Source organism: Nocardia concava NBRC 100430, from assembly GCF_000308815.1.
Classification (GTDB): Bacteria; Actinomycetota; Actinomycetes; order Mycobacteriales; family Mycobacteriaceae; genus Nocardia; species Nocardia concava.
Window position 1 is genome coordinate 1 of record NZ_BAFX01000133.1, and the last position, 23,156, is coordinate 23,156.

The following is a 23,156-nucleotide window of genomic DNA, read 5'->3' on the forward strand; positions in this document are numbered from 1 at the left end:
GTGCTCTCGACCTGGCGGTTCATCGCACCGCCGAGCGCGTTCTTCGGCTCGATCGCAGTGAATGCCGACGGGCAGCGCATGATCGACGAATCCCGTTACGGCGCGGCACTGGGCCACAAGATCGCGACTAGCCCCGGCAATCGGGCCTGGCTACTGATCGACGCCAAGCTCGCCGCCGAGGCCCGCCGCCAGCTCGGCGGGCAGTCGGTGTGGTTCCAGCGCATGCAGGCCGAACGGCTGATGCGCATGGGCAGCGTGACCGGCCGGACCGTTGAGGAAGTCGCGGCCCGCGCCGGCATCGAACCGGCGGCACTGCGCGAAACCGTGGACGCGCACAACCGTGCCATCGAACAGAACCTGCCCGACCCGATGGGCAAGCCGGACGACCTGCGCCGCGCCCTGCACACGGGTCCCTTTGCGCTGCTGGATATCTCGTTCAAGGCGCGACTCACCTACCCCATGCCCATGCTGACCCTCGGCGGCCTGCTGGTGGACGAGGAGACCGGGGCGGTGCGCACGGAATCCGGCACCACCATCCCCGGCCTGTTCGCCGCCGGTCGCGCGGCCGTCGGCATCTGCTCGAACGGATATGTCAGCGGCCTGTCCCTGGCCGACTGCGTCTACTCCGGCCGCCGCGCGGGCTCGCACGCCGTGGAGTTGGCCGCCACCCACTGACGCGCCGGCCGCCCGGCCGAAAGTTCGCCACGTCGTTCCGGCGCGTTCCCGGCCGGAATCCAACCCGCCCCGGGAGAATCCCGGCCACGAACACACCGGGATGACGAAGGCGGCCCCGGCCCGACAACCCGGCGCCGGGGCGGGTCCCGGGTTCGCGCGGGATACCGCTTACGCTGCGACTATGGCCGATGACCACGTCACGACCGCCGCGCTGGGACCCTCGCCGTGGGGGTCCCGGCTACTGGGCCCGGCCGAGGAACAGGCCTGGATGCAGCGACTGCGGGTACAGACCCTGCTGACCGTCGGGTTGACGGTGGCGAATCTGACCGGCATGGCCGTGGCCACCCTGCTGATCACCTTCGTGCTGCCGGGGCCGCCGCTGCTGACCCGCGCGATGGTGCCGCTCAATTTCATCGCCGCGCCGGTGTATTCGTTCACCGCGCTGGCGGTCGGCTTGTGGTGGGGCTCGGTGGTCGGATTGCGGACGCTGCGCTGGTCGCGGGAACCGGATCGGGTGCCGACCGTCCCCGAGCAGGCGGCGACCGCGGCGCTGCCCCGCAAGCTGGTCTTCTCGCAGGCGCTGCTGTGGCTGGGCGGCCTGCTGGTGCTGACGCCGCTGTATGCCCGGGTGGATGTGTCGTTCGTGCCGAAGCTGGTGCTGGGCATCGTGTTCAGCGCGATCGTGGTGTGCGCCAACAGCTATCTGATCGCGGAGTTCGCGCTGCGCCCCATCACCGCGCGGGTGCTCGAGGCCGCGCCGTCGCGCCCGCGGCGCGGGCTGGGCCTGTTCGGACGGACCGTGGTGGTGTGGGTGCTCGGGACGGGTGTGCCGGTGGCGCTGATCATGTCGGTGGCGGCGCTGGCACTGGCCGGATGGCAGGCCGATCGACAGCGGCTCGGCATCGCGGTGCTCGCGCTCGGTGGAGCGACGTTGGTATTCGGCTTGCTGCTCATGATGTTGACGTTGTCGGCGGCGGTCGCGCCGATCCAGGCCGTGCGCACGGCCATGCGCCGCGTCGAGGAGGGCGACCTGCGGGTGGCCGTGACGGTCTACGACGGAACCGAATTGGGTGAATTGCAAAGCGGTTTCAACCACATGCTGACCGGGCTGCGCGAACGCGACAAGATGCGCGACCTGTTCGGCCGCCACGTCGGCCACGATGTCGCCGAGGTGGCGCTGACCCGCGATCCCGAACTCGGCGGCACCGAAACCGAGGCGGCCGCGCTGTTCATCGACATCATCGGCTCCACCACCATGACCGCCACCCGCCCGGCCGCCGAGGTCGTGGCCATCCTCAATGACTTCTTCACCCTCGTGGTCGACGAGGTGGAACGCTGCGGCGGCTTGATCAACAAGTTCGAGGGCGATGCCGCGCTGGCCGTATTCGGCGCTCCCGCAACGCATTCCGATGCCGCGGGGGCCGCGCTGATGGCGGCCCGCAGCATCCGCCGCCGGCTCGCGTACGCGGCGACCGAGTTCGACGCCGGGATCGGGGTGGCCGCGGGCCGGGTGATCGCGGGCAATGTCGGATCGCATCGCCGGTACGAGTTCACCGTCATCGGCGACGCGGTCAATGAGGCGGCGCGGTTGTGCGAGCTGGCCAAGAACGACGAGATGCGGGTGCTGACCTCCGCGACCACCATCGCCGCCGCGGGCACCCGCGAGCAGATCCATTGGCGGCTGGGCGAATCGGTGACCCTGCGCGGACGGACCCGGCCGACCCGGCTGGCCCGCCCGCGCGTGCCCGACCGGGTCTCGGGCGTGCGCACGCCCCGGTAACTGGAGCGAAGCCAATATCAGCCGTCTGCCCGATTCTGGAGGAAAATACGAATAGGGCCGGGGGCCACGCCGATACGGCTGGACAATCGAACAATCTGCTGCGGGACAGGTATTTCCTGCGCCATTATTCGGGTCGTGGCGCCGACCTGCCCAGGGTCGGAGTCCACGTGTTCCAGGAGGCTTCTCATGCAAATGCGCTTCTCGCGCCCCTCCCGCAAACCCGAAACCGGTGACGCGAACCCACCCCCGCCACGGCATCCCGTCGACGAAATCCCGCCGCCGCCACGGCTGGCGCTGCTCGGACTGCAGCACCTGGCGATCATGTACGCCGGCGCGGTCGCGGTACCGCTGCTGGTCGGCGGGGCGCTGAAGCTCTCGTCCCACACCATCGGACTGCTCGTCAATGCCGACCTGCTGGTGTCCGGCATCATCACCGTCATCCAGGCCGTCGGCATCGGCCGGATCCTCGGTGTCCGGCTGCCCGTAGTCGCGGGCGCCACCTTCACCGTGGTCTCGCCCATGATCCTGATCGCGCAGGAGTTCGGCGGCGGCGAGGCCGGGCTGCCGACCGTATATGGCGCGATCCTGGTATCGGGTGTGTTCGGCCTGATCATCGCGCGGTTCTTCGCCAGTGTGGTGCGGTTCTTCCCGCCACTGGTGTCGGGCTGCGTGATCTGCGTGATCGGATTGTCGCTGATCGGCGCGGATGCCGGGCTGATCGCCGGGGACGATCCGAAAGCGGCCGACTACGGCCAGATTTCGCATATCGCGCTGGCCGGTCTGGTGATCGCGCTGATCGTTGTCATCCACCGCTTCGGGCGCGGACTGATCAGCCAGCTCGCGGTGCTGATCAGCATGGCGATCGGCACCCTGGTGGCGGTGCCCATGCACCTGGTCGACATGTCGAATGTCGGGACCGCCGCGTGGTTCGGCATCTCCAAGCCGTTCACCTTCGGCGCGCCCGAATTCCATGTCGGAGCGATCATCTCGATGTGCGTGGTCATGCTGGTGACCTTCACCGAGTCCACCGCCGATATGGTCGCCGTCGCCGAAATGGTCGACAAGGAACTGGAACCCGCCGATCTGTCCCGCGGCCTGGCCGCCGACGGCCTGTCCGCGGTGCTGGCCGGATTCATGAACTCCTTCCCCGACACCGCCTTTGCCGAGAACGTCGGTCTGGTGGGCTTGACGGGTGTGCGCAGCCGCTGGGTGGTCGCGGCCTGCGGCGGCATGCTGGTGGCGCTGGGTCTGGTGCCCAAGGTCGGCAGCGTGGTCGCGGCGCTGCCGGGTCCGGTGGTCGGCGGCGCGGCCACGGTCATGTTCGCCATGGTGACCGCGGTGGGTTTGCGGGTGCTGCACAAGGTGCAGTTCGACGGGACCAACAACATGCTGATCATCGCGGTCACGTTGTCGGTGGCGCTGCTGCCGGCGGTGGCGCCGAGCATCTACACGAAGTTCCCGACCAACTTCCAGATGATCGCGGCCAGTCCGATCACCTCGGCGGTGATCGTGGTATTCGTGCTGAACCTGGTGTTCAACCACTGGGGTGCGGGTAAGCGCAGCGAGGTCACGGCCGGGACGCACTGACGATTCGCGGCCCAATCGGTCATTGACTGGGGCATGCTGTCTCACTACTTTGAGTGGGACAGCATGTCTCATAGTCATGACGGCAAGGGGGCCGCGCGATGGCCGAATCTTCGACAACCCTGTATCCGCCCAAGTGGGCGCCGACCTTTCTGCGCTGGCACGACACCCGAATCGGGTGGTGGGAATCCTGGCGGCTGGCGCTCGGTGTGATCCCCCGGGTTCGCGACCACACGGTGCTCGACTACGCGGCGGCGCTGCCCGGCGCGGACGATGTGATCGTGGCGCGGGTGCCGTTCGCGCGGTTCGTGGTGGTGCGCAGCCCCGAGCTGGTGCGCCAGGTGCTGGTGACCAATCAGAACAACTACGCCAAGAGCCCCGAGTACGACATGCTCGCTGTGGCGTTCGGGCGCGGACTGGTCACCGACTTCAATGAGGAACAGTGGCAACGCAATCGGCGGCTGGTGCAGCCGATCTTCGCCAAGCGCAATGTGGATGGGTTCGCTCCGGTGATGGTGGCGGCCGCGCAGGACGCGGTGGAGCGCATCCGGACTCTCGCCGAGACCGACGGGGTCGTCGATGTCGGAGCCGAAATGAACCGGCTCACTTTGGATGTCACCTCACGGACCATGTTCGGCACCGATATCACCGGGCCCATGTCCGAGGTGGTGCTGGAACGGCTGCTGCGGTTCTTCGGACGCGGGTTCATGACCAATCTCAGCCATCCGCTGCACAACATCTCGGCCTGGATATTGCAGCGGCGCGGCGGTGTCGATGCCGCCAATTCCCGTGTGCCCCTGAAGATAATGCGTGCCGCCGGATGGCTGATCGAGCCGCGAGCCATGCGGGATCTACGGCACGCCGAGCACGTGGTGGACGGCCTCATCGCCGATCATCGCGCCGGCCGCATCGCTCGCAAGGACAATCTGCTGGCCCTGCTGATCGATGCCGAGGATCCCGAAACCGGCTACCGCTACAGCGATCAGGAGATCCACGACGAGCTCATGACGTTCATCGGAGCCGGAATGGAAACCACCGCAACGGCTCTGGGCTGGGTGTGGCAGCTGCTGGCCGAGCATCCCGAGGCGCGGGAGCGGCTGCGGCAGGAGGTGCGCACGGTACTCGGCGACCGCCCCGCGACGGCCGCCGATCTCGAACAGCTGCCCTGGACCCAGGCCGTGGTCGCCGAGACCATGCGCGTGCTGCCGCCGGTCATCGGATTGGCCAGGACCGCAAAGGATTACGACACGCTGGGCGGCTATCAGATCAAGCCCGGCACCACGGTCGCCGTCATCCTGCACGCCCTGCACCACCATCAGCGGGTCTGGGAACGGCCCGACGAGTTCGATCCGAGCCGGTTCCTGCCCGAGAACCTCGCCCGCGAACAGAAGCGCGCCGCCATCCCGTTCGGCGCCGGCAAACGCATGTGCGTGGCCTCCGGTTTCGCGAGCATGGAGGCCGCCCTGGTGGTGGCGACCTTCGCCCAGCACCTGGAATTCGACGCGGCTTCCCCCGAGCGGGTCCGCCGCCAGATCTCCTTCACCGGCGGCCCCGACGGACCGCTACCCATGCGCCCGCGGTTCCTCCCGCCGGTTCACCCCGTGGACACCGCCGTATAGTCGAATCCCGTGAAACCGCCGCCCCATCTGCGCCCGCACCGCAGACGTTCGGGCGGTCAACGCTGGGACGAGCACAATACGGCCCGCCGCACCGCGATTCTCGAGGCGCTCATCGCCTTGATCGAGGAGAACGACCCCGGCGCGGAAATCTCCACCCAGCAGATCGCCGACCGAGCGGGCCTGGCCCGCTCGGTCGTCTACCGCCAGTTCCAGAACCGCGAGGACCTCGACGCCCGCGCCCGCGAACTCATCTTCGACCACTACCTGGCCGAGCTGGAAGACATCATGGTCCTCGACCCGTCGAAGACGGTCGAGGACATCATCTTCGACATCATGAGCACCGTCGTGCACTGGACCGGCAACCATCCCCACCTCTACCGCTTCGCCCAACTCGGCCCCCTCCCCGGCCACCCCGCCCCCGACACCCTCACCACCTTCCGCCAGCGCGTGGCCGACACCCTCTGGCACCGATTCTTCTCCTGGACAGCGGTTCTCGGCATAGACGTGACCGAATTCCACCCCCTCATCTACGGCCTGGTCGGCATGGTCGAGGGCGTAGTAACCCAATTCGTCACCGCCCCACCCGATTCCACCCGCCCCGACGAATCGACCCTGGCCCGCCTCCTCACCTCCTCCACCTGGCACCTCTTCGACGGCCACGCCCGAGACCTCGGCTACACCTTCGACCGCACCGCCCCCGTGGCCGCCACCCTCGCAACCCTCTTCGCCGCCGCCACCGACCACCCCGACCCCGCCTGATCCGTGAGAATGCACTGATGCACAACTCTTCTCGCGATTTGTGTCCAGGATTGCATTCTCACCGCCGGGGGCTGGTCGAAATGAGGTCGGCGGGTACGTAATAGAGGTCACCGGAGATGGGTGGTGGGGTTGTGATCGCGGCTACTGAGGGTGTGGGTGTTCCTCGTTAGCTTGGGGGCATGGGTACTCGACGTGATATTGGCGGTCGGGGGGATTTGGATGAGCTGTTGCGGCGGTTCTACGGGGAGGCGTTCGCGGATCCGCTGATCGGGCCTTTCTTTACCGAGATCGCGGGGACCGACCTCGAGGTGCACCTGCCCCGGATCGGGGACTTCTGGGAGCGGTCGCTGTTCCGGACCGCGGAGTACAAGCGCAATGCGATGGTCCCGCACAGCAAGTTGCATGCGGCGCGGCCACTCACGGCCGCCGACTTCGGGCGGTGGGTGCAGCTCTGGCATGCGGCGGTGGATGGCCGCTACGCGGGACCGAACGCGGAACGTGCCAAAGCTCAGGGTGAGCGGATTGCGGTGTCGATGTTGAAGCGGATGACCGGGGCCGACGGTTCGGCTGTCTCCGTCGGTCCCGGTTTCGTCCCGCTGGCGGCCGTGCGATTGCGTGCGGCCTGATAAGTCACATCGATTCGGTTGCGGCAGTGAGTATCTCGTCGAGCAGGGTGTCGATGTGTTCGGGTCCGGTGCGGTGGTTGCAGATACATGCGCGCAGTACGGTGTCGCCCTCGTAGTCGACGGTGGCGAGGTAGGCGCGGCCGCGGGACTGCACGACCTCGGCGAGTTCGGCGTGGGACGCCACGCCGAGGACCCGGAAGCAGACGACCGGGAGCGGCCCGCACGCAAGCAACTCCAGGCGCGGATGCGCGGTGATGCGCTGCCGCAGTTCGTCGGCCATCCGGTCGTAGTGCTGGAGGAGTGCGGCGACTCCGTTGCGGCCGAGTTGGTGCAGGGTGGCCCACAGGGCCAGGGCGCGGGTGCCGGGGCGGGTCAGCTCGAAGGTGTATTCCGACATCCACGGCAGGTTTTCGTCGCTGTCGAGGTAGGAGGCGCGGAAACCGAATGCGGAACGCAGCCGCTGTGGGTCGGTGACGAGTGCCGCGCCGCAACCTACGGGGACCGACAGGGTTTTGTGCGGATCGACTGTGAGCGAATCGATCTCGGCGATGCCGCGATAGGCCGGGGCCCAGCGCGGCACCTGGGTGCCGAGTCCGCCCCACGCGCCGTCGGCGTGATGCCACATCCCGTGGGCGCGGCAGACGGCCGTGATCGGCTCGGGAGTGTCGATGGCTCCGGTCGGGGTGCTGCCCAGATTCGACACCACGCAGAACGGCAGCAGCCCCGCGTCGAGGTCGGTGCGTACCGCCTCGTCCAGCGCGGTTACGTCCATGCAGCGGTCGGGGGTGGTGGCGATGACCCGCACCCGCGAGCGGGGAATGCCGATGACCGCGCACGCCTTGGCGACCGACATGTGCGCCTGCGCGCCGCAGTAGGCGACCAGATTGCCGTGTGCCGCATCGTATTCCGGGCCGTCGAGGGCGCCGCGCCGCTCGAGGAACCAGTGCCGGGCCGCCGCCAGGCACAGCAGATTCGCCATGGAGCCGCCGCTGGTCAGCACCCCGCCGGTGGTTTCGGCCATGCCCGCCAGCCCGGCCAGGTCGGCGATCACCCCGCGTTCGAGGTCCATCAACGCGTGCTCACCCATGCCGCAGGTCGCATTGATGGCGGTGGCCAGCAATTCGGCGATCACTCCCGCCGGCGACGGGGGCGAGTTGATCCAGGCGAAGAACGCCGGGTGACCATTGCCGGTCGGATACGGCGCCAACGACTGTTCGGCGAAATCCAGCACCTCGAAAAGATCGCCGCCCTGCTCGGCCAGCCCGCCGGAGCTCAAACGCTGACGTAATGCCGCCGGTAATGGCCTGACCACCGGCCCCTGCTCGAGTCGCTCGAGATACTCCGCCACCCACTGCGCACTCGACACCAGCTCATCCCGGAACGCCCGCGGATGCACCCCCAGCACCGAATCGCGACCCGCCCTAGCCGAAACCTGCCCCTCAATCCCCACCGAAGCCCCTGACACCATCGTCGCGCCACACCCTTGTTCGGAGTTGCCTGCTCAGGACCCCGGAATCGTAATTTCCCCCGCCCGCTTCCACCCCGCACGGCACGAACTTCTCGCGCATCAATTTGATCTTGTCCGCTCGCGGACGGCCCGACCGGTCACACCAATTCGGATGCGATGGTGGGCGATTCGAGAGGTGACGGTTCCGACTGCCGGGCGTAGCGCTGGGCCAACACCGCACAGGTGAAGAGCTGGATCTGGTGGAAGAGCATGAGGGGCAGGACGATCAGGCCGACGGGGTGGCCGGCGAAGAGGACCGAAGCCATCGGGAGGCCCGTGGCCAGGCTCTTCTTCGAGCCGCAGAAGGTGACCACGATTCGGTCCTCGCGGGAGAAGCCCAGTAGGCGGCTGGTTGTCGAGGTGATGGCCAGGACGACTGCCAGGAGGGCGGCGCAGATCAAGGCGGTGGAGATGAGGACTCGGGCGGAGAGGCCGTGCCAGATGCCTTCGGTCACACCGGCACTGAAGGCGGAGTAGACGACCAGGTAGACCGAGCCTCGGTCGACGGTTTTGGTGGCGGCGGGGTGGCCGAGGAGCCAGCCCAGGCGGGGGCGTAGGAGTTGGCCCGCCAGGAACGGGAGGAGGAGTTGGATCACGATGGCGCCGATCGCCGAGGGCGAAACCCGCACGCCCGCAGTGGTACTCATGCAGGCCATCACCAGCAGCGGGGTGGCGAAGACGCCGATCAGGTTGGACAGCGAGGCGCTGACCACGGCGCCGGCGACATTGCCGCGGGCCATGGAGGTGAAGGCGATGGAGGACTGGACGGTCGACGGGACCAGGCAGAGGAACAGGACGCCGGTGTAGAGGTCGGGGGTGAGGACCGAGGGGACCAGCAGCCGCAGGGCCAGGCCGAGCAGCGGGAAGACGATGAAGGTGGCGGACAGAACGGTGACGTGCAGTCGCCAGTGCTTCAGCCCGGCCAGGGCCTCGCGGGGTTCCAGGCGGGCGCCGTAGAGCAGGAACAGTACGGCTATGGCGATCTTGGTGGCCCAATCGAGTACATCAGCCGCCGTGCCGCGCGCGGGGACGACGGCGGCCAGCGCCACGGTGGCGAGGATGCCGAGCATGAACGAGTCGATGCGGAGTTTGGCCAGTAGCTGCACTCATTCGACGGTAGGGTGCTGGACATAGATCGCGATAGGCGTTGGATCCGATATCTCTCATCGCGATGCGTGATAATTAGCTCGTGTTCGAACCCGAGCTGCTACAAACCTTCCTCGCCGTCGAGCGGGCCGGTGGCTTCACCGCCGCGGGCCGCCAGCTGGGCCTGCGCCAGTCCACCGTGAGCGGTCATATCGCCCGCCTCGAACAGGCCGCCGGGCGTGAGCTGTTCCGCCGCGACACCCGCAATCTGGCGCTCACCGCCGACGGCGCGGCCATGATCGGCTTCGCCCGCACCATCCTCGACGCGCAGGCCCAGGCCGAGGCGTACTTCTCCGGCTCCACCCTCACCGGCCTCGTCCGCCTCGGCGCGTCCGACGATGTGATGGCCAGCGAGCTGCCCGACATCCTGGTGGAGTTCCAGCGCTCGCATCCCGGCGTCGATCTCGAGCTCACCGTGGGCCTGAGCGAGAACCTCAAAACCCGCATGACCGCGGGCGAACTGGACCTGGTCTTCGGCAAGCGGCTGCCCGGCGAGCGGCACGGCACGCTGCTGTGGCGGGATCGGCTGGTGTGGGCGGGTCGCAGCGCCACAACGGAATTCGACGACCCTGTGCCCTTGATCACCTACCCGAAGCCGAGCCTGACCCGGCAACTGGCCCTGAGAGCACTCAAGCACGCGGGCCGCACCTGCCGCGTCACCTGCGTCAGCGACAGCCTGCTGGGTCTGCGCGCGGCCGCCCTGGCGGGACTCGGCGTCATCGTCCACGCCGAGGGTGTTCTGCCCGACGGACTGGTATCACTGAACGACCCTCGACTGCCGGAATTGGGCGATCTGGATTTCGTCCTCATGCAGCGCCGCACCCGCCTGTCCGAGCCGGAACAGGCCCTCGCCGATGCCATCACCGCCAATACCCGCCGCCTATCACTCCAGACCACACGGTCGGGCATGTGACGGGAGCGCCGCCGCAGCGTTGTAGGGTGCTGGGCGGGCAGGCTGGAGCCTTACGTGTTCAGCGGTTTGGAGAGCTCGACAGGGTGGTATCGCACAGCTGAGGTGGGTTGCTCTTGATCGGTGCAAGAACGAAAGACCGTGCGGTGGTTGCCGACTCCCGCGTGTCACCGCCGACCACCAGCCGGACGACGTGGTTGGTGCTGGGCTTCGGCGCGGTGATGTCGATGGTCCTGATCTTCCTGACGGTGGATCCGTGGCTGGACGAGGTGGGTTTTCTCGCGGGCGGTTTCGACGTCCACGTCTACCGCGACGGCGCGTGGAAGATCTACAACGGTCATCCGCTCTACACCGAGACCACCCATCGCGGCCTGTCCTACACCTACACGCCGTTCTCCACCCTCATCTTCCTGCCGATCCTCGCGATCCCGTGGGCCGCGGTCACGAATACCTGGCTGGCACTGAACATCTGCGTGCTCTTCGCGTGTGTCCTGTTGTGCTGGCGCGTACTCGGCTACCGGCTCACCTGGCGGCTGGCGGCGATCAGCGTGCTGCTGACCGCCACCTGCATGTTCCTGGAGCCGGTGCGCACCACGCTGTACTACGGCCAGATCAATCTGGTCCTGATGGCCTTGATCCTCTGGGATTTCACGCGCTCGGAGCGCAGCCGGTTACGCGGTATCGGCGTCGGATTGGCCGCCGGTATCAAACTGGTGCCGCTGTATTTCGTGGCGCAGTTCCTGGTGCTGCGGCAGTGGCGGGCGGCGGTGACCGCGTCGGCCACCTTCGTGCTGACCATCCTGATCGCCTGGGCCGCACTGCCGTCGGACTCCAAGCAGTACTGGACCAAGACGTTCTTCCAATCCGACCGGATCGCCCCGGATACCCAGCCCGCCAATCAATCCCTGCGCGGCGCCATCGCCCATCTCTCGGGTCATCAAGTGCCGCAGTGGCTGTGGCTGCTGGTCGCGGTGCCGGTGGCGATCGGCGGCCTGCTGCTGGCCGCCACGCTCTACAACCGCGGCGAGAAACTGCTCACCGTGACGCTCGCGGGCCTGACCTCGTGCATGGTGTCGCCGTTCTCCTGGAACCACCATTGGGTCTGGTTCCTGCCGCTGTTCGTCTATCTGGTGCATCGCGCCGAAACCGAAACGCGCTGGTGGTCGGCCGTGGGACTGCTGTATCTGGCCACCGGGGCCTGGTCCTACCACTGGAACGACACCTGGGTGGTGGTCGGCTGGTTCCTGTTCCCGCCGTCGTGGCCCATTTCGCAGATTCTGTTGAACTGCTACGTGATTGTTTACCTGATCATCATCGGATGCGTGGTGGTACGGCTGCGACGGCAACCGGTTCACGGTACCTTGTAAACCAGGCTCGATTCTCACCCAACCGACCGGTCGGCTATCCGACCGCATCCGTTATGGAAGAGTTCCAGAACCTATATCCGATTCGAGCCTTCAATGGGAATCCCTCTCTCGCATACCTTTCGCGAGCGATAAACCGAGGAGGACGCCATGGCTGAGCCGGTGTGCATCGATTGCTGGCGGCGTGAGAACCTCACGTTCGCGCAGCGCCTGGATCCCGCCTTCATCAAACCGGGGCCGAAGTACCGGTGCGCGACCCATCGCGCCATGTACGAAGCCGATGTCCCGGGTTGGGATCGCACGGATCGGGGCGAGGCCGAAGCCGCCTGATGTCACTGGGTCTCGATGGCGAGACCCATTCGGGCACCGCGCTTCTCACCCCATTCGTAGAGCGCGGTCAGCACCGGTACGAGGCTCCAGCCCTCGTCGGTGAGGTCGTATTCGACCTGGGGCGGGACGGTCGGAAAAGCCGTGCGCCGCACCAGGCCATCGGATTCCAGTTCCCGCAACTGCTGGACGAGCATCTTCTCGCTGGTATCCGGCATGAGCCTGCGCAATTCGCCGTAGCGGCGCACGCCCTCCTTGAGGTGCGCCAGGATCACCGGCTTCCATTTGCCGCCGATCAGTTCCACGGTCACCTCGACCGGGCAGTTGTAGCGCTTCGCGGCCACATTCCCTCCGGGTACTTACCGAAAAGTGCGTTCTTGTAACACTGTAATCATGGGGCTTTCATGAATTCCCATGAAGGTCATTACATTCGATCGTTTCAAGCCCGGCGTCACCCTCGAGACCATCACCCCGTTCCTGCCCGAAGAGGTCGCCAATGTGTGGCGGCTGTGGAAGGCCGGGATCGTGCGGGAGAACTACGCCCGCGCCGACGAGCCCGGGGTGGTCATCGTCTTCGAGGTCGAGAGCGTCGAGGAGGCCAAGCGCTACATCGACGATTTCCCGCTCACCAAGAAGGGATTCCTGGAATGGACCTACGTCCCGGTCACCGCGCCGCTGCCGCTCGAGGCGCTGATGGACGCGTCGGTGGATGTCGCCGAACCCTACGACCGCACCCGCTGAGGACGCCATGCGACAAGCCTACGGCCTGACCATTCCCCAAACCGTCGAGGACGCTTGCGATCCCGGGCGCATGGCGCTGCTGATCTATGACATGCAGGCGGGCATCGTGGGACAGATCCCCGACGGGGACCGGATTGTGAAGTCGTGCCTGCGGCTGCGGGATGCCGCGCGCGCGAACGGCTTCCGGGTGTTCTATACCCGGCACATGTCGATTCCCACGGCCGCCGCGGGGATTTCGCAGCTGCGCACGGCCATGGAGTGGCAGCACGTGGACGATCCGGCGCAGGTGCGGGCTTCGTTTCCACAGGGCTCGCCGCAGTATCAACTGGTTCCCGAGCTGTCCCCCGACCCTGACGAGGTCGTCTTCGACAAGATCACCATGTCGGCCTTCGCAGGCACACCGCTCGATATCGCGCTGCGCGACTTGGGCATCAGCGCCTTCGCGATTGCCGGTATCGCCATGGAGGTGGGCATCGAACCCACCGTTCGCCACGCCACCGATCTCGGCTACCTGCCGATCACGGTGACCGACGCCTGCGGTGCCGGACACTCCGAGGCGGCGGCACGCGCGCACGCCACGCTGGCGTTCGCTGGGGGTTCGCGGACCGTCGATACGGAGACGCTGGTCGAGCTCATGCATCGAAAATAGCGATTGCCCAGCGCCTATCCGGGGATTCTCGGGGTAGTTCCCGATGGCCCTCGGGGCGAATCTTCGACACACTGGTAGCCGTGAATCGGGTATCGCACGAACAGGTCCGCCGCGACCTGCAGGGGGCACGGTGACGACGCTCGCCCGCGGGGAGAATCGCCCCGCACCCGCCGACCGGATGACCGTTACCGTGCGATGCTCGGCCGCCGTCGACGTATCGGCGCTGCTGCTCAATGCCGATGGGCGGGTGCGGTCCGACGGCGACTTCGTGTTCTTCAATCAGCCGGTCGCGCCCGGCGTCGTGTACCGGCACGGGCGCGGGGCCGGGGACATGGTCGATGTTCAGACCTCCGCGCTACCCGCCGATGTGGACAAGGTCGCCATCACCGCGAGCCTGGACGGCAGCGGGCCCGCCACCTTCGCCGGGGTGGGCTCGCTGACCGCCACCATCGGATCCGACGCGGGCACACTGGAGTTCGCCATGGATCGGCTCAGCACCGAGGCGGCGGTGGTGTGCGTCGAGATCTACCGGCGCGGCGACGCCTGGAAGGTGCGCGCGGTCGGGCAGGGCTACGACAACGGACTGGCCGGTCTGGCCTCGGCCTTCGGCGTCAATATCGACGACGACCCGGAGCCCGCCGCCGCACCGCAATCCACGCCGCCGCAGTCCGTCCCGCCGCTCCCACCGTCGCAGTTCGCCCCACCGCCCCCGCCTCCCGGGTCATCGAGAACGGCTGATACCCAGGCTTACTCGCCGCCCCCGCCCGCACCGGGCCACCCAGCGCCGGGTCAGCCCCAACCGTACGGCTCGGGCCAGCCGCAGCCGTTCGGCTCGGGCCAGCCCTACAACCCGGCTCAGTCCGGACAGCCCTATGCGCCGGGCCAGCCTCCGATGCCGGGCCAGCCTTACGCCCCTGGTCAGCCTCAGCCCTACGGCTCGGGCCAGCCGCAACCGCCCGGCCAGCCCTATAACCCGGCTCAGCCCGGCCAGCCTTATGCGCCGGGCCAACCTCCGACGCCGGGTCAGCCGCCCGCGCCCGGGCAGTCCTATCCGCCCGCGGCCCCGATGCCGAATTTCCCCGCACCACAAGGAGTCCCGTCCGTGCAGAGCGAGCTGTTCAACCCGAGCCACGCCGAGGTCAGCGGCGCCGGCATTCAGAAGCAGGGCGGCAAGATGATCCGGGTCTCGGTGAACGGGGAGACCCTGGCGCGGGCCGGATCGATGGTGGCCTATCAGGGCGATCTGCATTTCAAGGCGCTCGGTTCCGGCGGTATCGGCCGCGCGATCCAGCAGCGGCTCACCGGTGAGGGCGTGCCGCTCATGCAGGTGTCCGGGCGCGGTGATCTGTTCCTGGCCAATGCCGCGGCCGATGTGCACACCGTGGATCTGGACGGGACAGATGGTCTGACCATCAATGGAGCAAACGTGCTCGCCTTCGATTCCTCGCTGTCCTACAACATCCAGCGGGTGCAGGGCGCGGCCGGTGTCGCGAGCAATGCGGGCTTCTTCAACTGCGTCTTCACCGGCCGCGGTCGCATCGCCATCACGACGCACGGTCAGCCGGTGGTCCTCAATGTCGACCAGCCGACCTACGCCGATCCGCAGGCCGCGGTCGCATGGTCGTCGAGCCTGCGGACCGGGATCAAGCGCAATGACTCGTTCGGTTTCAGCCGATTGATCGGCCGCAGCACGGGCGAGGGTCTGACGCTGTCGTTCTCGGGTCAGGGTTTCGTCATCGTGCAGCCCTCCGAGCTGCCGCCGGGCGGTTTCATCGGCGGCACCGGCGGCGGCCAGGAGGCCGGGCAGTCCGGCGGCCTGCTGGGCGGCCTGCTCGGCTAGCGCTTGACCGCAGTCACGAATTGCACGGCGCCGGAGGACTTCCGGCCGGTGATCTCGCAGCCCGCCGCGGTCAACAGCTCCGGCACCACGTGATAGCCGAGGCTGCGCGCGCCGCCGATCGCGTAGACCCGGCGGAAGAGCGGGAAGTCGACCACGTCCGGGTGGGCCAGCGCGGTCACCGCGATCCGCCCGCCCGGCGCGGCCACCCGCGCGATCTCGGCCAGCGCACCCTCGGCGTCGGGGAAGAAGTGCAGCGCGAAGAAGCAGGCCACGGCATCGAAGGCCTTGTCCCGGAACGGCAGCCGCCCGGCATCCCCACGCACGAATCCGACCGGTCCGACCGCATTGGTGCGCGCCGCTTCGGCCAGCATCGACGGCGACGCGTCCAGCCCGATGGCCAGCCCCGACTCCCCCGCCGCCCGGCCGAACGCCCGCGTGAACAACCCCGGCCCACACCCGACATCGAGCACCCGAGAGCCCTCGGTGATCCCCAGCGAGTCCACGGCCCGCTGCTTCTCCCGCCGCACCCCGACGGCATTGCTGCCCATGGCGAGCCGGAAGAAATTCCGCCAGATGGGCTCATAGATTCGGGACACGAACGGCACCCGCATGGCCGCCTGCCCGATCCCCTTGGCGGGCGGCGTGTCCGCCCCGAGCACATCGAGATACCCGTCGACAACGGTAGATTCGGGAACGAGCAGCTCCACGATGCGCTGCCGCGTCACCTCGTTCGCGATCATGATGCGCAGCCTACGCACAGTTCCAACCCAGCGAAAGGATTGTCTGGGACAGAAAAACGGTGTTAGGTTCGATCTGCACGTCTCGTTCTGATGGAGGGGTTTTGCGCACTGTCACCCGCGTCCTGCTCATGCTGGTCACGCTCGTTTTCGGCCTGGCCCTCATGCCCGCCCAGGCGATCGCCACCCCCGCCGAACCGAATCTGGACGGCTCCACCTCCCAGCAGCTGGATGACCTCCTGGCCCTGCGGAACTCCCTGTCCGGCCCGCGCACCGACGCCATCGCACAGCTCTCCGCCCGCTTCCTCGGCACCCCGTACGGCGCGAACATGCTCATCGGCTCGGCCTCCCAGCCCGAACAGCTGGTGATCGACTTCCGCCGCGTCGACTGCTTCACCTACCTCGACTACGTGGAGGCGTTGAGCCGCTCCACCAACCGCGGCGAATTCGTGCAGAACCTCATCACGACCCGATACGCCGACGGCCAGGTCGAATTCCCGCGCCGCAAGCACTTCTTCACCGACTGGGCCTACGTCAACCGCGCGGCCGCGAACGACATCACCGCGACCCTCACCCCCGGCGCGGTCACCGTCACCAAGCACCTGAACGCGAAAGCCGATGGCGGCAACTATCTTCCGGGCCTGCCCGTGGTGGACCGCGACATCACCTTCATCCCCAGCGCGGCCGTGGACAACGCGGTCATCTCCCAGCTCCACACCGGCGACTTCCTCGGCGCGTACACCGATCAGGCCGGTCTGGACGTCTCCCACGTGGGCATCTTCATCAACACCCCCAACGGACCCATGTTCCGCAACGCGTCGTCCCTGGCGGCCAACAACCAGGTCGTCGACAGCCCCCTCACCCAGTACCTGAACACGGTGCCGGGCCTGGTGGTGTTGCGCCCCAACTAGTCTCCAAACAGGCTGAACATGGTGTCAGCGGGCGTGTCAGTGCGGTGTCAGTCCGGTATCAGCCGGACCGGTGAAAGTAGTTCTCACACCGACCGAAACACTCACACAGGAGACACACCATGAACGCCTTCCAGACCCCCGCCGCCATCACCGTCGCCCTCGACCTGGCCGTCGCCAACGTCACCGTCATCGCCTCCAACCGCACGGACACCACCGTCGAGGTCAAGCCGACCGATGCGAACAAGAAGGCCGACGTGCAGGCCGTCGAGCAGACCCAGGTTTCCTTCGCCGACAACACGCTGTCGGTGCAGACCCCGAAGGGCTGGCGCACCTCGCTCAAGGGCAAGTCCTCGATCGAGGTCACCGTGCAGGTGCCGTCCGGCTCCCAGGTGAACGGCACCGTAGCCGCCGGCGCGCTGCTGGGCAGCGGCCCGCTCGGCTACTCGAATGTCGAACTCTCGCTGGGCGATATCACCATCGCGCAGCCGCAGGGATCGGTGACCGCGAAGGTCGCCCAGGGCAACATCACCATCGGCGAGGCCGTGCGCGGCCTGCTCGAGCTCGAGACCGCCGTCGGCGCGATCGAGGTCGGCATCCACCCCGGCAGCGCCGCGGTCCTGAAGACCAACACCCCCAACGGCGCGGTCAGCAACCAGCTCGGCCCGGTCGCCCAGACCGGCGACACCGTCGAGGTCCACGCCAAGACCTCGACCGGCAACATCACCCTCCACAACACCACCGCGGTGTAGCGGTTGCGGGAGTCAGCGCGAGCTGGCCGTGGAGGCGATGGATACGACCATGGAGGTCAGCCACGCGAAGGCTTGTCCCAGCGTGGTCATCCAGTCGCCGACATTGAAGGAGCCCATGAGATTCGGCCTTTCGAAGAGGAGAGGTCAGTGCCCAGCGTCGGGACGAATCTCGTCGCCGGTGGCGGTCAGGTCGCAGGACGTGTCGCTGCCGAGATTGGCTCCGGTGGAAATGATCTGGGCGAACACCTTCTTGCAGTTCTGTTCGCCCAGGCCCGAAGTGTTCGCCGCGACGGTGGTGCCGCGCAGGATCAAGGTGCCCAGCGCCGGATCGAAGACATCCGTGAGCTGATACGGCAGGGTGTCGAGGTAGGCGGGGGCGATATTGATGCCCCCGCCGCCATCGGTGGAGGAGTTGCCCGTGACGATCGAATCGATCAGCACGACCTGCCCGATGCCGCGAATGTCGAGCCCACCGCCGCGACCCGCGAATCCGCCTGGGCGGTACCACCTTCCGGGGTTGACCACATGGTTGTCCGTGATCGCGGTGCGGGTGAAGGCACACGTGTTGTCACAGCGGATGCCACCCGCTTCCCCGGAGTAATTCCCGGTGATGATGCTGTCGGTCATCACGAGATCGGCAATGGGGATATTGAAGATGCCGCCGCCGTAGTCCGCGGCATTACCGGTGACGGTCACGTGATCCAGGCGCAGCTTCCCGGAATTGGCGATGCCACCGCCTCCGGTGTCGTAGAAGGGGATTTCGTGCTCGGCGGCATTGCCACCGGTGACCGTCAGCCCGCTGATAGACACATGCGCGGTGGTGACCAGCACTCGGTCTCGATGCCCTGCGTCGACGACCGTCTCCCCCTGTCCCGCACCGACAATCGTGGTGTCGGCGGTGACATCCAGATCACCGGTCGTCGGATCCACCAGCGGCCCTTCGCTATTCAGCAGATTGGGTGGAATGGTCAGCACGTAGCGCCCCGGCGGCACGACGACGGTGCTCCCCGGCCGCACATCGGCCGCCTGGATAGCGGCCCGCAGCGTGCATTCACCGGCGCGAGTCCGACATTCACCCGCGACCGGATCCGCGGCCGGCGCGTCCGCGGTGGTCGTCACTACGAAGGTCGCCGCCGCGACCGGATCGGGTTGTGCCGCAGCGGGACCGGCGAACAGCCCACCGCTCACCGCGGCGGTTCCGAGAATTGCGAGACGCGATATCCACATCGGTGTGCCCCCACGAGAACCGGGAGTAGGTAACTACACCGATCGTTCTAGCAAGGGCGGACGGGCGGCCGGAAGAGAATCGCCGTCCCCTTGTGAACTGCACAAACAGCTTGGCCGGCCGCACAATTCATTACCTCGGCTCAGACCAGATGAACTTCCACCCCCGCGTCGCGGATGGCGGCCAATGCGGCCGGATCGGCATCGCGGTCGATGACCAGGATGCGCAGGGAGTCGATCGGGCAGATGCGGGCCAGCGCGGTGCGATTCAGCTTGTCGGCCGTGGCCACGCCGATGACACGGCGGGCGCGACGGACCATTTCGGCATTGATGCCCGCCTCGTCGAGGTGGCGACATTGGGCTCCGCCCTCGGCGGAGAATGCCTCGGCACCGAGAATCAGGGTGTCCAAACGCAATTCGTTCAGAGACGAGGCTGCCAGCGGGCCGTGGAGTTCATAGGACTCGCGGCGGGCCATGCCGCCCAGGCAGATCGTGCGCAGATGCGGGCGCAGCACGAGTTCGGCCGCGATATTGAGCGCGTTGGTGACGATGGTGAGCTCGTGATCGGCGGACGTGGGCAGATCCGTGCGTCCCGCGATGGCGCGGGCCACGGCCGTGGTGGTCGTCCCGCCGTTCATGGCCACCACCTCGGCCGGATCCACCAGGGCCGCAGCGTGTTCCGCCACCCGCTGCTTGGCCTCGTCACCGCTGCCGCGGTAGCGCGCGGGCAGGTCGTAGGCGACCGCGGTGGCGACGATGCCGCCGTGTGTGCGGGTGGCCAGCCCCTGGTCGGCGAGTGCGGTGAAGTCGCGGCGGATGGTGGCGGGTGACGCGCCCAGCCGCTCCGACGCCTCCTCGACGGTGAGCCGCCCCGTGCCGGCGAGCAGTTCCAGCAGGCGATTCCACCGCTGGGACCGGTCGGTGGGAGCGGTCATTTCACGCTGCCGGCGGTGAGGCCGGCGACCAGGCGCTTCTCGATGAGCGCGAACAGGATGACTACGGGCACGATGCCGACCGTAGAGATGGCGAAGACATATTGCCAAGCCACGTCGTACTGCCCGACGAACTTGGTCAGCGCCACCGACAGCGGCTGGTTCTCCGGCGTGGTGAGAATGACCAGGCTGGCGGCGAATTCGTTCCAGCAGGACACGAAAGCGAACACTGTCGCGGTGACGATGCCCGGCCACACCAGCGGCAGGCTCACCCGGGTCAGGATCTGCCAGCGGTTGAGCCCGTCCAGCTGCGCGGCCTCCTCCACCTCGATCGGCACCCCGGCGAAGAAACTGTGCAGGATCCACACCGCGAACGAGAGATTGAACGCGCCGTTCACCAGGATCATGGCCAGCCAGGTGTCATTGATGCCGAGCGTGAAGAACTCCCGCAGCAGGCCGGTGACCAGCACGGTCGGCTGCAGCATCTGGGTGACCAGCACCAGGCCCAGGAACAGCGCCTTGCCCGGGAAGCGCCGCCGCGCGGTGTAGTACGCGGCCGGGATGGCCACGATCAGCACCAGCAGGGTGCCGAACACCGAGATCACCACGGTACTCACCAGATTGAACGGCAGCGGCGTCTCGGGCGTGTGCCACATGGTCGAGTAGTTGTCCGGACGCCACTGCTCGGGAATGTAGGTCGGCGGGATCCGCAGGATCTCCGAGCGCGGCTTGAGCGAGCCCAGCAGCATCACCAGATACGGCAGCAGGAACAGCGCCGCGAGCACGGCACCGACGGCCGTCAGGCCCCACCGTCGCCGCGAGGTCATCGCGCCTCCTCACCGGCGGGCCGGATGAGCTTCACATAGATCGCGATGATCACCAGGATCAGCACGAAGTTCAGGACGCTCATGGCCGCGGCCGTGGCGACCTGCTGATTCTGCCGAATCAGCTTGAAGGTCAGGGTCGTTGTGGTGTCGGCCGAGAAGCCCGCGATGCTGCCGGTCAGCACCTGCAGGATCGGCAGCGAGTTGAACGAGTTGATGATGTTGATGACCGTCGCCACCGCCATGGCCGGACGCAGTTGCGGCAGCGTCAGATACAGGTACCGCTGCCAGGAGCTGGCGCCGTCCACTTTCCCGGCCTCGTCCATATCCGCCGGAATCGATTGCAGCCCGGCCAGAATCGTGTAGGTCGTGAACGGGATGGACACGAACACCGCCACCCCGATGGCCACCAGGAACGCCGGTCCCGGCTGCTTGGTGAACCCGAATCCCCGGTCCAGCACCCCGATATCGACCAGGAACCGATTGGCGATGCCCACGTCCGGGTCCAGCATGTAGTCGAAGATGGTGGTCGTCATGACCACCGACGCCGCCCACGGCACCAGGATCGCCAGCCGCACGGCCGTCCGTCCCGGGAAGTCCTTGTTCAGGAACTGTGCCAGTCCGGCCGAGAGCACCAGCGTGATCACCACGACCGCGGCCACCCACACCAGCGTGTGCAGCAGGATCGAGGGCAGCTCCTCGATCCGGAAAAGCCTTCGGAAATTGGCGAATCCGGCCGGCCCGCGATCCTGGCCATAGGCGCTCAGATCACGGGTCGAGGTCCAGAACATGTACGCGGCGGGGAAGGCCACCACCGCCGCGATGAGGATGAGCACAGGGCCGATCCACGGCAACGCGCGCAACGTGGCCGTGGATCGATGGGAGGCGACGCCCCTCAACTCGCCGCCTGCTGAATCTTCTGCAGCACCGAGGCGGGATCACTGCCCTGTGCGATGGTCCCCATCTGCTGCCGGATGGCGCCCTGCGCCGCACCCCACTTGGGGTTGTTGCTGGGGTAGAACTTGGCCACCGGCAGGGTCGCCGCGAACGCCTTGGTCACCGGATCGTCGGCCAGCGCGGCCGCGGCGCTATTGGTGATCGGAATGAAGTGCTCGCTGCTCACGAACTTCGAATACACCGTGGCGGAATAGAAGTAGGTGAGGAACTTCTTGATGGCCGGGGCCTTGTTGCCGTCCTTCTTGAACGCCATCAGGTGATCGGCCACGCCGAGGGTGACCGGGTCGCCGGTCTTGGTCGGCGAGGGCGCGGTGGCGTACTTCAGGCCCGGGTTCTTGGTCGCGATCTGGCTGATGGTCGGCGGCAGGCCCTCGATCATGCCGATCTTGCCCTGGATGAAGGCGTTGATGACGTCGAGCCGGTTGGTCGCGCCCGGATTCGGTTCGGTCACACCGGCTTCCGCGATGGCCTTCATGGCCTTCACGCCCTCCAGGTTGGCGGGGGTATCGACGGTGACCTTGTCGCCGTCGGACCAGCCGCCGCCCGCGCCGAAGGTCCAGATGGAGGTCTCGCCCTGGGCTTCCTCGCTGCCGAGCGGCAGCCCGTACCCGGAGACGCCGCCGAGCGCCTGGATCTTCTTGGCGTCCTCGGTGAGGTCGGCCCAGGTCTTGGGCGGTGCGGCGATACCGGCCTTGGCGAACAGGTCGGTGTTGTAGAACAGCGTGCGGGTGGAGGCGAAAAGCGGTAGCGCCCACTGGGTTCCGTTGATGGAGGCGTTCTTGGCGAAGCCCGGCTGGATATCGGTGATGACCGAGGGCTCCACGATGTCGGTCGCGGGGTACAGCTGCCCGTCGGTGGCGAAGGTCGAGTAGGCGTCGATGTTCAGGATGTCGGGCGTGGTGCCCTTGGACTGCAGCTTGGTGCGGACCACATCATTGATCGAGTCCCACGACTCCATCGAGAGTTTGACCTTGATATCCGGATTGGCCTTCTGGAAGTCGGCGATGATGCCGTCCCATTCGGCCTTGGTGCCGTCGCTGTAGGTGGGGGCCAGGAAGGTGAGCGTGTTGGGGTCCGAGTCGTCAGACTTGCTGCCGCCGAAACCGCAGGCGGACACCGTCAGAACCAGGCCGGTCAGCAGCGCGACGGAGGAAAGCGCTCCGGGCAGTGGACGTTTCACGACAAGGGCCTCTCAATCTGCACACCCCGCGACACGAATCGCGGATGATGTAGCGAACGATTCGTATTGTCTGAATCTAACGTGAATGCTGCTCGAATGTGATCGTTTGGACTGT

23 protein-coding genes are annotated in these 23,156 nt (G+C 67.1%); 14 read left to right on the forward strand and 9 right to left on the reverse strand.

Going from position 1 to position 23,156, the window contains the following annotated elements:
• The 6 genes from ON43_RS30805 to ON43_RS30830 all read left to right on the forward strand — a co-directional run.
• Positions 1-675, forward strand: a 675-nt coding sequence (locus tag ON43_RS30805) for an FAD-binding protein (RefSeq protein ID WP_040813195.1), incomplete at its 5' end; no start/stop codon positions are given.
• Between the two features lie 181 nt (positions 676-856).
• Entirely contained in the window at positions 857-2,455 is a 1,599-nt protein-coding gene (locus tag ON43_RS30810) for an adenylate/guanylate cyclase domain-containing protein (RefSeq protein ID WP_051179468.1), read from the forward strand.
• Between the two features lie 186 nt (positions 2,456-2,641).
• Complete coding sequence (locus ON43_RS30815; protein ID WP_218003420.1) at positions 2,642-4,042, forward strand: nucleobase:cation symporter-2 family protein; 1,401 nt, start codon at positions 2,642-2,644, stop codon at positions 4,040-4,042.
• Between the two features lie 98 nt (positions 4,043-4,140).
• Positions 4,141-5,658 carry a cytochrome P450 gene (locus ON43_RS30820; protein ID WP_040813196.1) on the forward strand — a complete coding sequence of 506 codons (1,518 nt, stop codon included), beginning with the start codon at positions 4,141-4,143 and terminating at the stop codon, positions 5,656-5,658.
• Positions 5,659-5,667: 9 nt separating this feature from the next.
• On the forward strand, positions 5,668-6,417 hold the full coding sequence (locus ON43_RS30825) for a TetR/AcrR family transcriptional regulator (RefSeq protein ID WP_040813197.1): 750 nt from the start codon (positions 5,668-5,670) through the stop codon (positions 6,415-6,417).
• 179 nt (positions 6,418-6,596) lie between these two features.
• Complete coding sequence (locus tag ON43_RS30830; RefSeq protein ID WP_040813198.1) at positions 6,597-7,043, forward strand: group III truncated hemoglobin; 447 nt, start codon at positions 6,597-6,599, stop codon at positions 7,041-7,043.
• A 4-nt stretch (positions 7,044-7,047) separates the two neighbouring features.
• Here ON43_RS30830 and ON43_RS30835 read toward each other — a convergent pair whose 3' ends face one another.
• Together ON43_RS30835 and ON43_RS30840 are read right to left on the reverse strand one after the other, a co-directional pair.
• Positions 7,048-8,409 (reverse strand): pyridoxal phosphate-dependent decarboxylase family protein, encoded by a 1,362-nt coding sequence (locus ON43_RS30835; protein ID WP_218003422.1) that lies wholly within the window; start codon positions 8,407-8,409, stop codon positions 7,048-7,050.
• Positions 8,410-8,648: 239 nt separating this feature from the next.
• Positions 8,649-9,656, reverse strand: coding sequence for a bile acid:sodium symporter family protein (locus ON43_RS30840; protein ID WP_040813199.1), 1,008 nt, complete (start codon positions 9,654-9,656; stop codon positions 8,649-8,651).
• Between the two features lie 83 nt (positions 9,657-9,739).
• Between ON43_RS30840 and ON43_RS30845 the strand changes: the two genes are divergently transcribed.
• From ON43_RS30845 to ON43_RS30855, 3 genes are all read left to right on the forward strand, one after another.
• On the forward strand, positions 9,740-10,609 hold the full coding sequence (locus ON43_RS30845) for a LysR family transcriptional regulator (protein WP_040813200.1): 870 nt from the start codon (positions 9,740-9,742) through the stop codon (positions 10,607-10,609).
• 143 nt (positions 10,610-10,752) lie between these two features.
• Entirely contained in the window at positions 10,753-11,973 is a 1,221-nt protein-coding gene (locus ON43_RS30850) for a glycosyltransferase 87 family protein (RefSeq protein WP_245568822.1), read from the forward strand.
• Between the two features lie 147 nt (positions 11,974-12,120).
• The gene (locus ON43_RS30855) at positions 12,121-12,300 is read left to right on the forward strand and encodes a hypothetical protein (RefSeq protein WP_040813201.1); all 180 of its coding nucleotides are present in this window, start codon (positions 12,121-12,123) and stop codon (positions 12,298-12,300) included.
• Positions 12,301-12,302: 2 nt separating this feature from the next.
• Here ON43_RS30855 and ON43_RS30860 read toward each other — a convergent pair whose 3' ends face one another.
• Complete coding sequence (locus tag ON43_RS30860; protein ID WP_040813202.1) at positions 12,303-12,641, reverse strand: winged helix-turn-helix transcriptional regulator; 339 nt, start codon at positions 12,639-12,641, stop codon at positions 12,303-12,305.
• Positions 12,642-12,711: 70 nt separating this feature from the next.
• Here ON43_RS30860 and ON43_RS30865 point away from each other — a divergent pair, with 70 nt between their 5' ends.
• The 3 genes from ON43_RS30865 to ON43_RS30875 all read left to right on the forward strand — a co-directional run bounded on the left by ON43_RS30865 (position 12,712) and on the right by ON43_RS30875 (position 15,527).
• Positions 12,712-13,038, forward strand: coding sequence for a hypothetical protein (locus ON43_RS30865; RefSeq protein WP_040813203.1), 327 nt, complete (start codon positions 12,712-12,714; stop codon positions 13,036-13,038).
• A gap of 7 nt (positions 13,039-13,045) precedes the next feature.
• A complete protein-coding gene (locus ON43_RS30870; protein WP_040813204.1) occupies positions 13,046-13,687 on the forward strand; it encodes a cysteine hydrolase family protein in 642 nt (213 codons plus the stop codon).
• Between the two features lie 130 nt (positions 13,688-13,817).
• Positions 13,818-15,527, forward strand: coding sequence for an AIM24 family protein (locus ON43_RS30875; RefSeq protein WP_040813205.1), 1,710 nt, complete (start codon positions 13,818-13,820; stop codon positions 15,525-15,527).
• Here the strand turns inward: ON43_RS30875 and ON43_RS30880 are convergent.
• Positions 15,524-16,267, reverse strand: coding sequence for a class I SAM-dependent methyltransferase (locus ON43_RS30880; protein WP_051179469.1), 744 nt, complete (start codon positions 16,265-16,267; stop codon positions 15,524-15,526). The genes ON43_RS30875 and ON43_RS30880 overlap by 4 nt on opposite strands.
• A gap of 101 nt (positions 16,268-16,368) precedes the next feature.
• On the opposite strand from ON43_RS30880, the gene ON43_RS30885 reads away from it, so the two are divergent.
• Together ON43_RS30885 and ON43_RS30890 are read left to right on the forward strand one after the other, a co-directional pair.
• Positions 16,369-17,175, forward strand: coding sequence for a DUF1460 domain-containing protein (locus ON43_RS30885; protein WP_245568823.1), 807 nt, complete (start codon positions 16,369-16,371; stop codon positions 17,173-17,175).
• A gap of 119 nt (positions 17,176-17,294) precedes the next feature.
• Entirely contained in the window at positions 17,295-17,924 is a 630-nt protein-coding gene (locus ON43_RS30890) for a DUF4097 family beta strand repeat-containing protein (protein WP_040813206.1), read from the forward strand.
• A 144-nt stretch (positions 17,925-18,068) separates the two neighbouring features.
• Here ON43_RS30890 and ON43_RS30895 read toward each other — a convergent pair whose 3' ends face one another.
• The 5 genes from ON43_RS30895 to ON43_RS30915 all read right to left on the reverse strand — a co-directional run bounded on the left by ON43_RS30895 (position 18,069) and on the right by ON43_RS30915 (position 23,041).
• Complete coding sequence (locus ON43_RS30895; protein WP_157514246.1) at positions 18,069-19,112, reverse strand: CSLREA domain-containing protein; 1,044 nt, start codon at positions 19,110-19,112, stop codon at positions 18,069-18,071.
• Between the two features lie 179 nt (positions 19,113-19,291).
• Positions 19,292-20,083: a DeoR/GlpR family DNA-binding transcription regulator gene (locus ON43_RS30900; protein ID WP_040813207.1), complete on the reverse strand. Its 792-nt coding sequence runs from the start codon at positions 20,081-20,083 to the stop codon at positions 19,292-19,294.
• On the reverse strand, positions 20,080-20,907 hold the full coding sequence (locus ON43_RS30905) for a carbohydrate ABC transporter permease (RefSeq protein WP_051179471.1): 828 nt from the start codon (positions 20,905-20,907) through the stop codon (positions 20,080-20,082). Before ON43_RS30905 ends, ON43_RS30900 begins: the two co-directional genes overlap by 4 nt.
• The gene (locus ON43_RS30910) at positions 20,904-21,740 is read right to left on the reverse strand and encodes a carbohydrate ABC transporter permease (protein WP_245568824.1); all 837 of its coding nucleotides are present in this window, start codon (positions 21,738-21,740) and stop codon (positions 20,904-20,906) included. The genes ON43_RS30905 and ON43_RS30910 overlap by 4 nt, the downstream gene beginning before the upstream one ends.
• A gap of 59 nt (positions 21,741-21,799) precedes the next feature.
• A complete protein-coding gene (locus ON43_RS30915; RefSeq protein ID WP_040813209.1) occupies positions 21,800-23,041 on the reverse strand; it encodes an extracellular solute-binding protein in 1,242 nt (413 codons plus the stop codon).
• Positions 23,042-23,156: the final 115 nt, after the last annotated feature.

Bases quoted from the DNA above. Each gene is read 5' to 3' on its own strand.
- ON43_RS30830 (WP_040813198.1), top strand. From the start codon at position 6,597: ATGGGTACTCGACGTGATATTGGCGGTCGGGGGGATTTGGATGAGCTG.
- ON43_RS30815 (WP_218003420.1), top strand. From the start codon at position 2,642: ATGCAAATGCGCTTCTCGCGCCCCTCCCGCAAACCCGAAACCGGTGAC.
- ON43_RS30820 (WP_040813196.1), top strand. From the start codon at position 4,141: ATGGCCGAATCTTCGACAACCCTGTATCCGCCCAAGTGGGCGCCGACC.
- ON43_RS30810 (WP_051179468.1), top strand. From the start codon at position 857: ATGGCCGATGACCACGTCACGACCGCCGCGCTGGGACCCTCGCCGTGG.
- ON43_RS30880 (WP_051179469.1), bottom strand. From the start codon at position 16,267: ATGATCGCGAACGAGGTGACGCGGCAGCGCATCGTGGAGCTGCTCGTT.
- ON43_RS30870 (WP_040813204.1), top strand. From the start codon at position 13,046: ATGCGACAAGCCTACGGCCTGACCATTCCCCAAACCGTCGAGGACGCT.
- ON43_RS30855 (WP_040813201.1), top strand. From the start codon at position 12,121: ATGGCTGAGCCGGTGTGCATCGATTGCTGGCGGCGTGAGAACCTCACG.
- ON43_RS30900 (WP_040813207.1), bottom strand. From the start codon at position 20,083: ATGACCGCTCCCACCGACCGGTCCCAGCGGTGGAATCGCCTGCTGGAA.
- ON43_RS30865 (WP_040813203.1), top strand. From the start codon at position 12,712: ATGAAGGTCATTACATTCGATCGTTTCAAGCCCGGCGTCACCCTCGAG.
- ON43_RS30905 (WP_051179471.1), bottom strand. From the start codon at position 20,907: ATGACCTCGCGGCGACGGTGGGGCCTGACGGCCGTCGGTGCCGTGCTC.
- ON43_RS30890 (WP_040813206.1), top strand. From the start codon at position 17,295: ATGAACGCCTTCCAGACCCCCGCCGCCATCACCGTCGCCCTCGACCTG.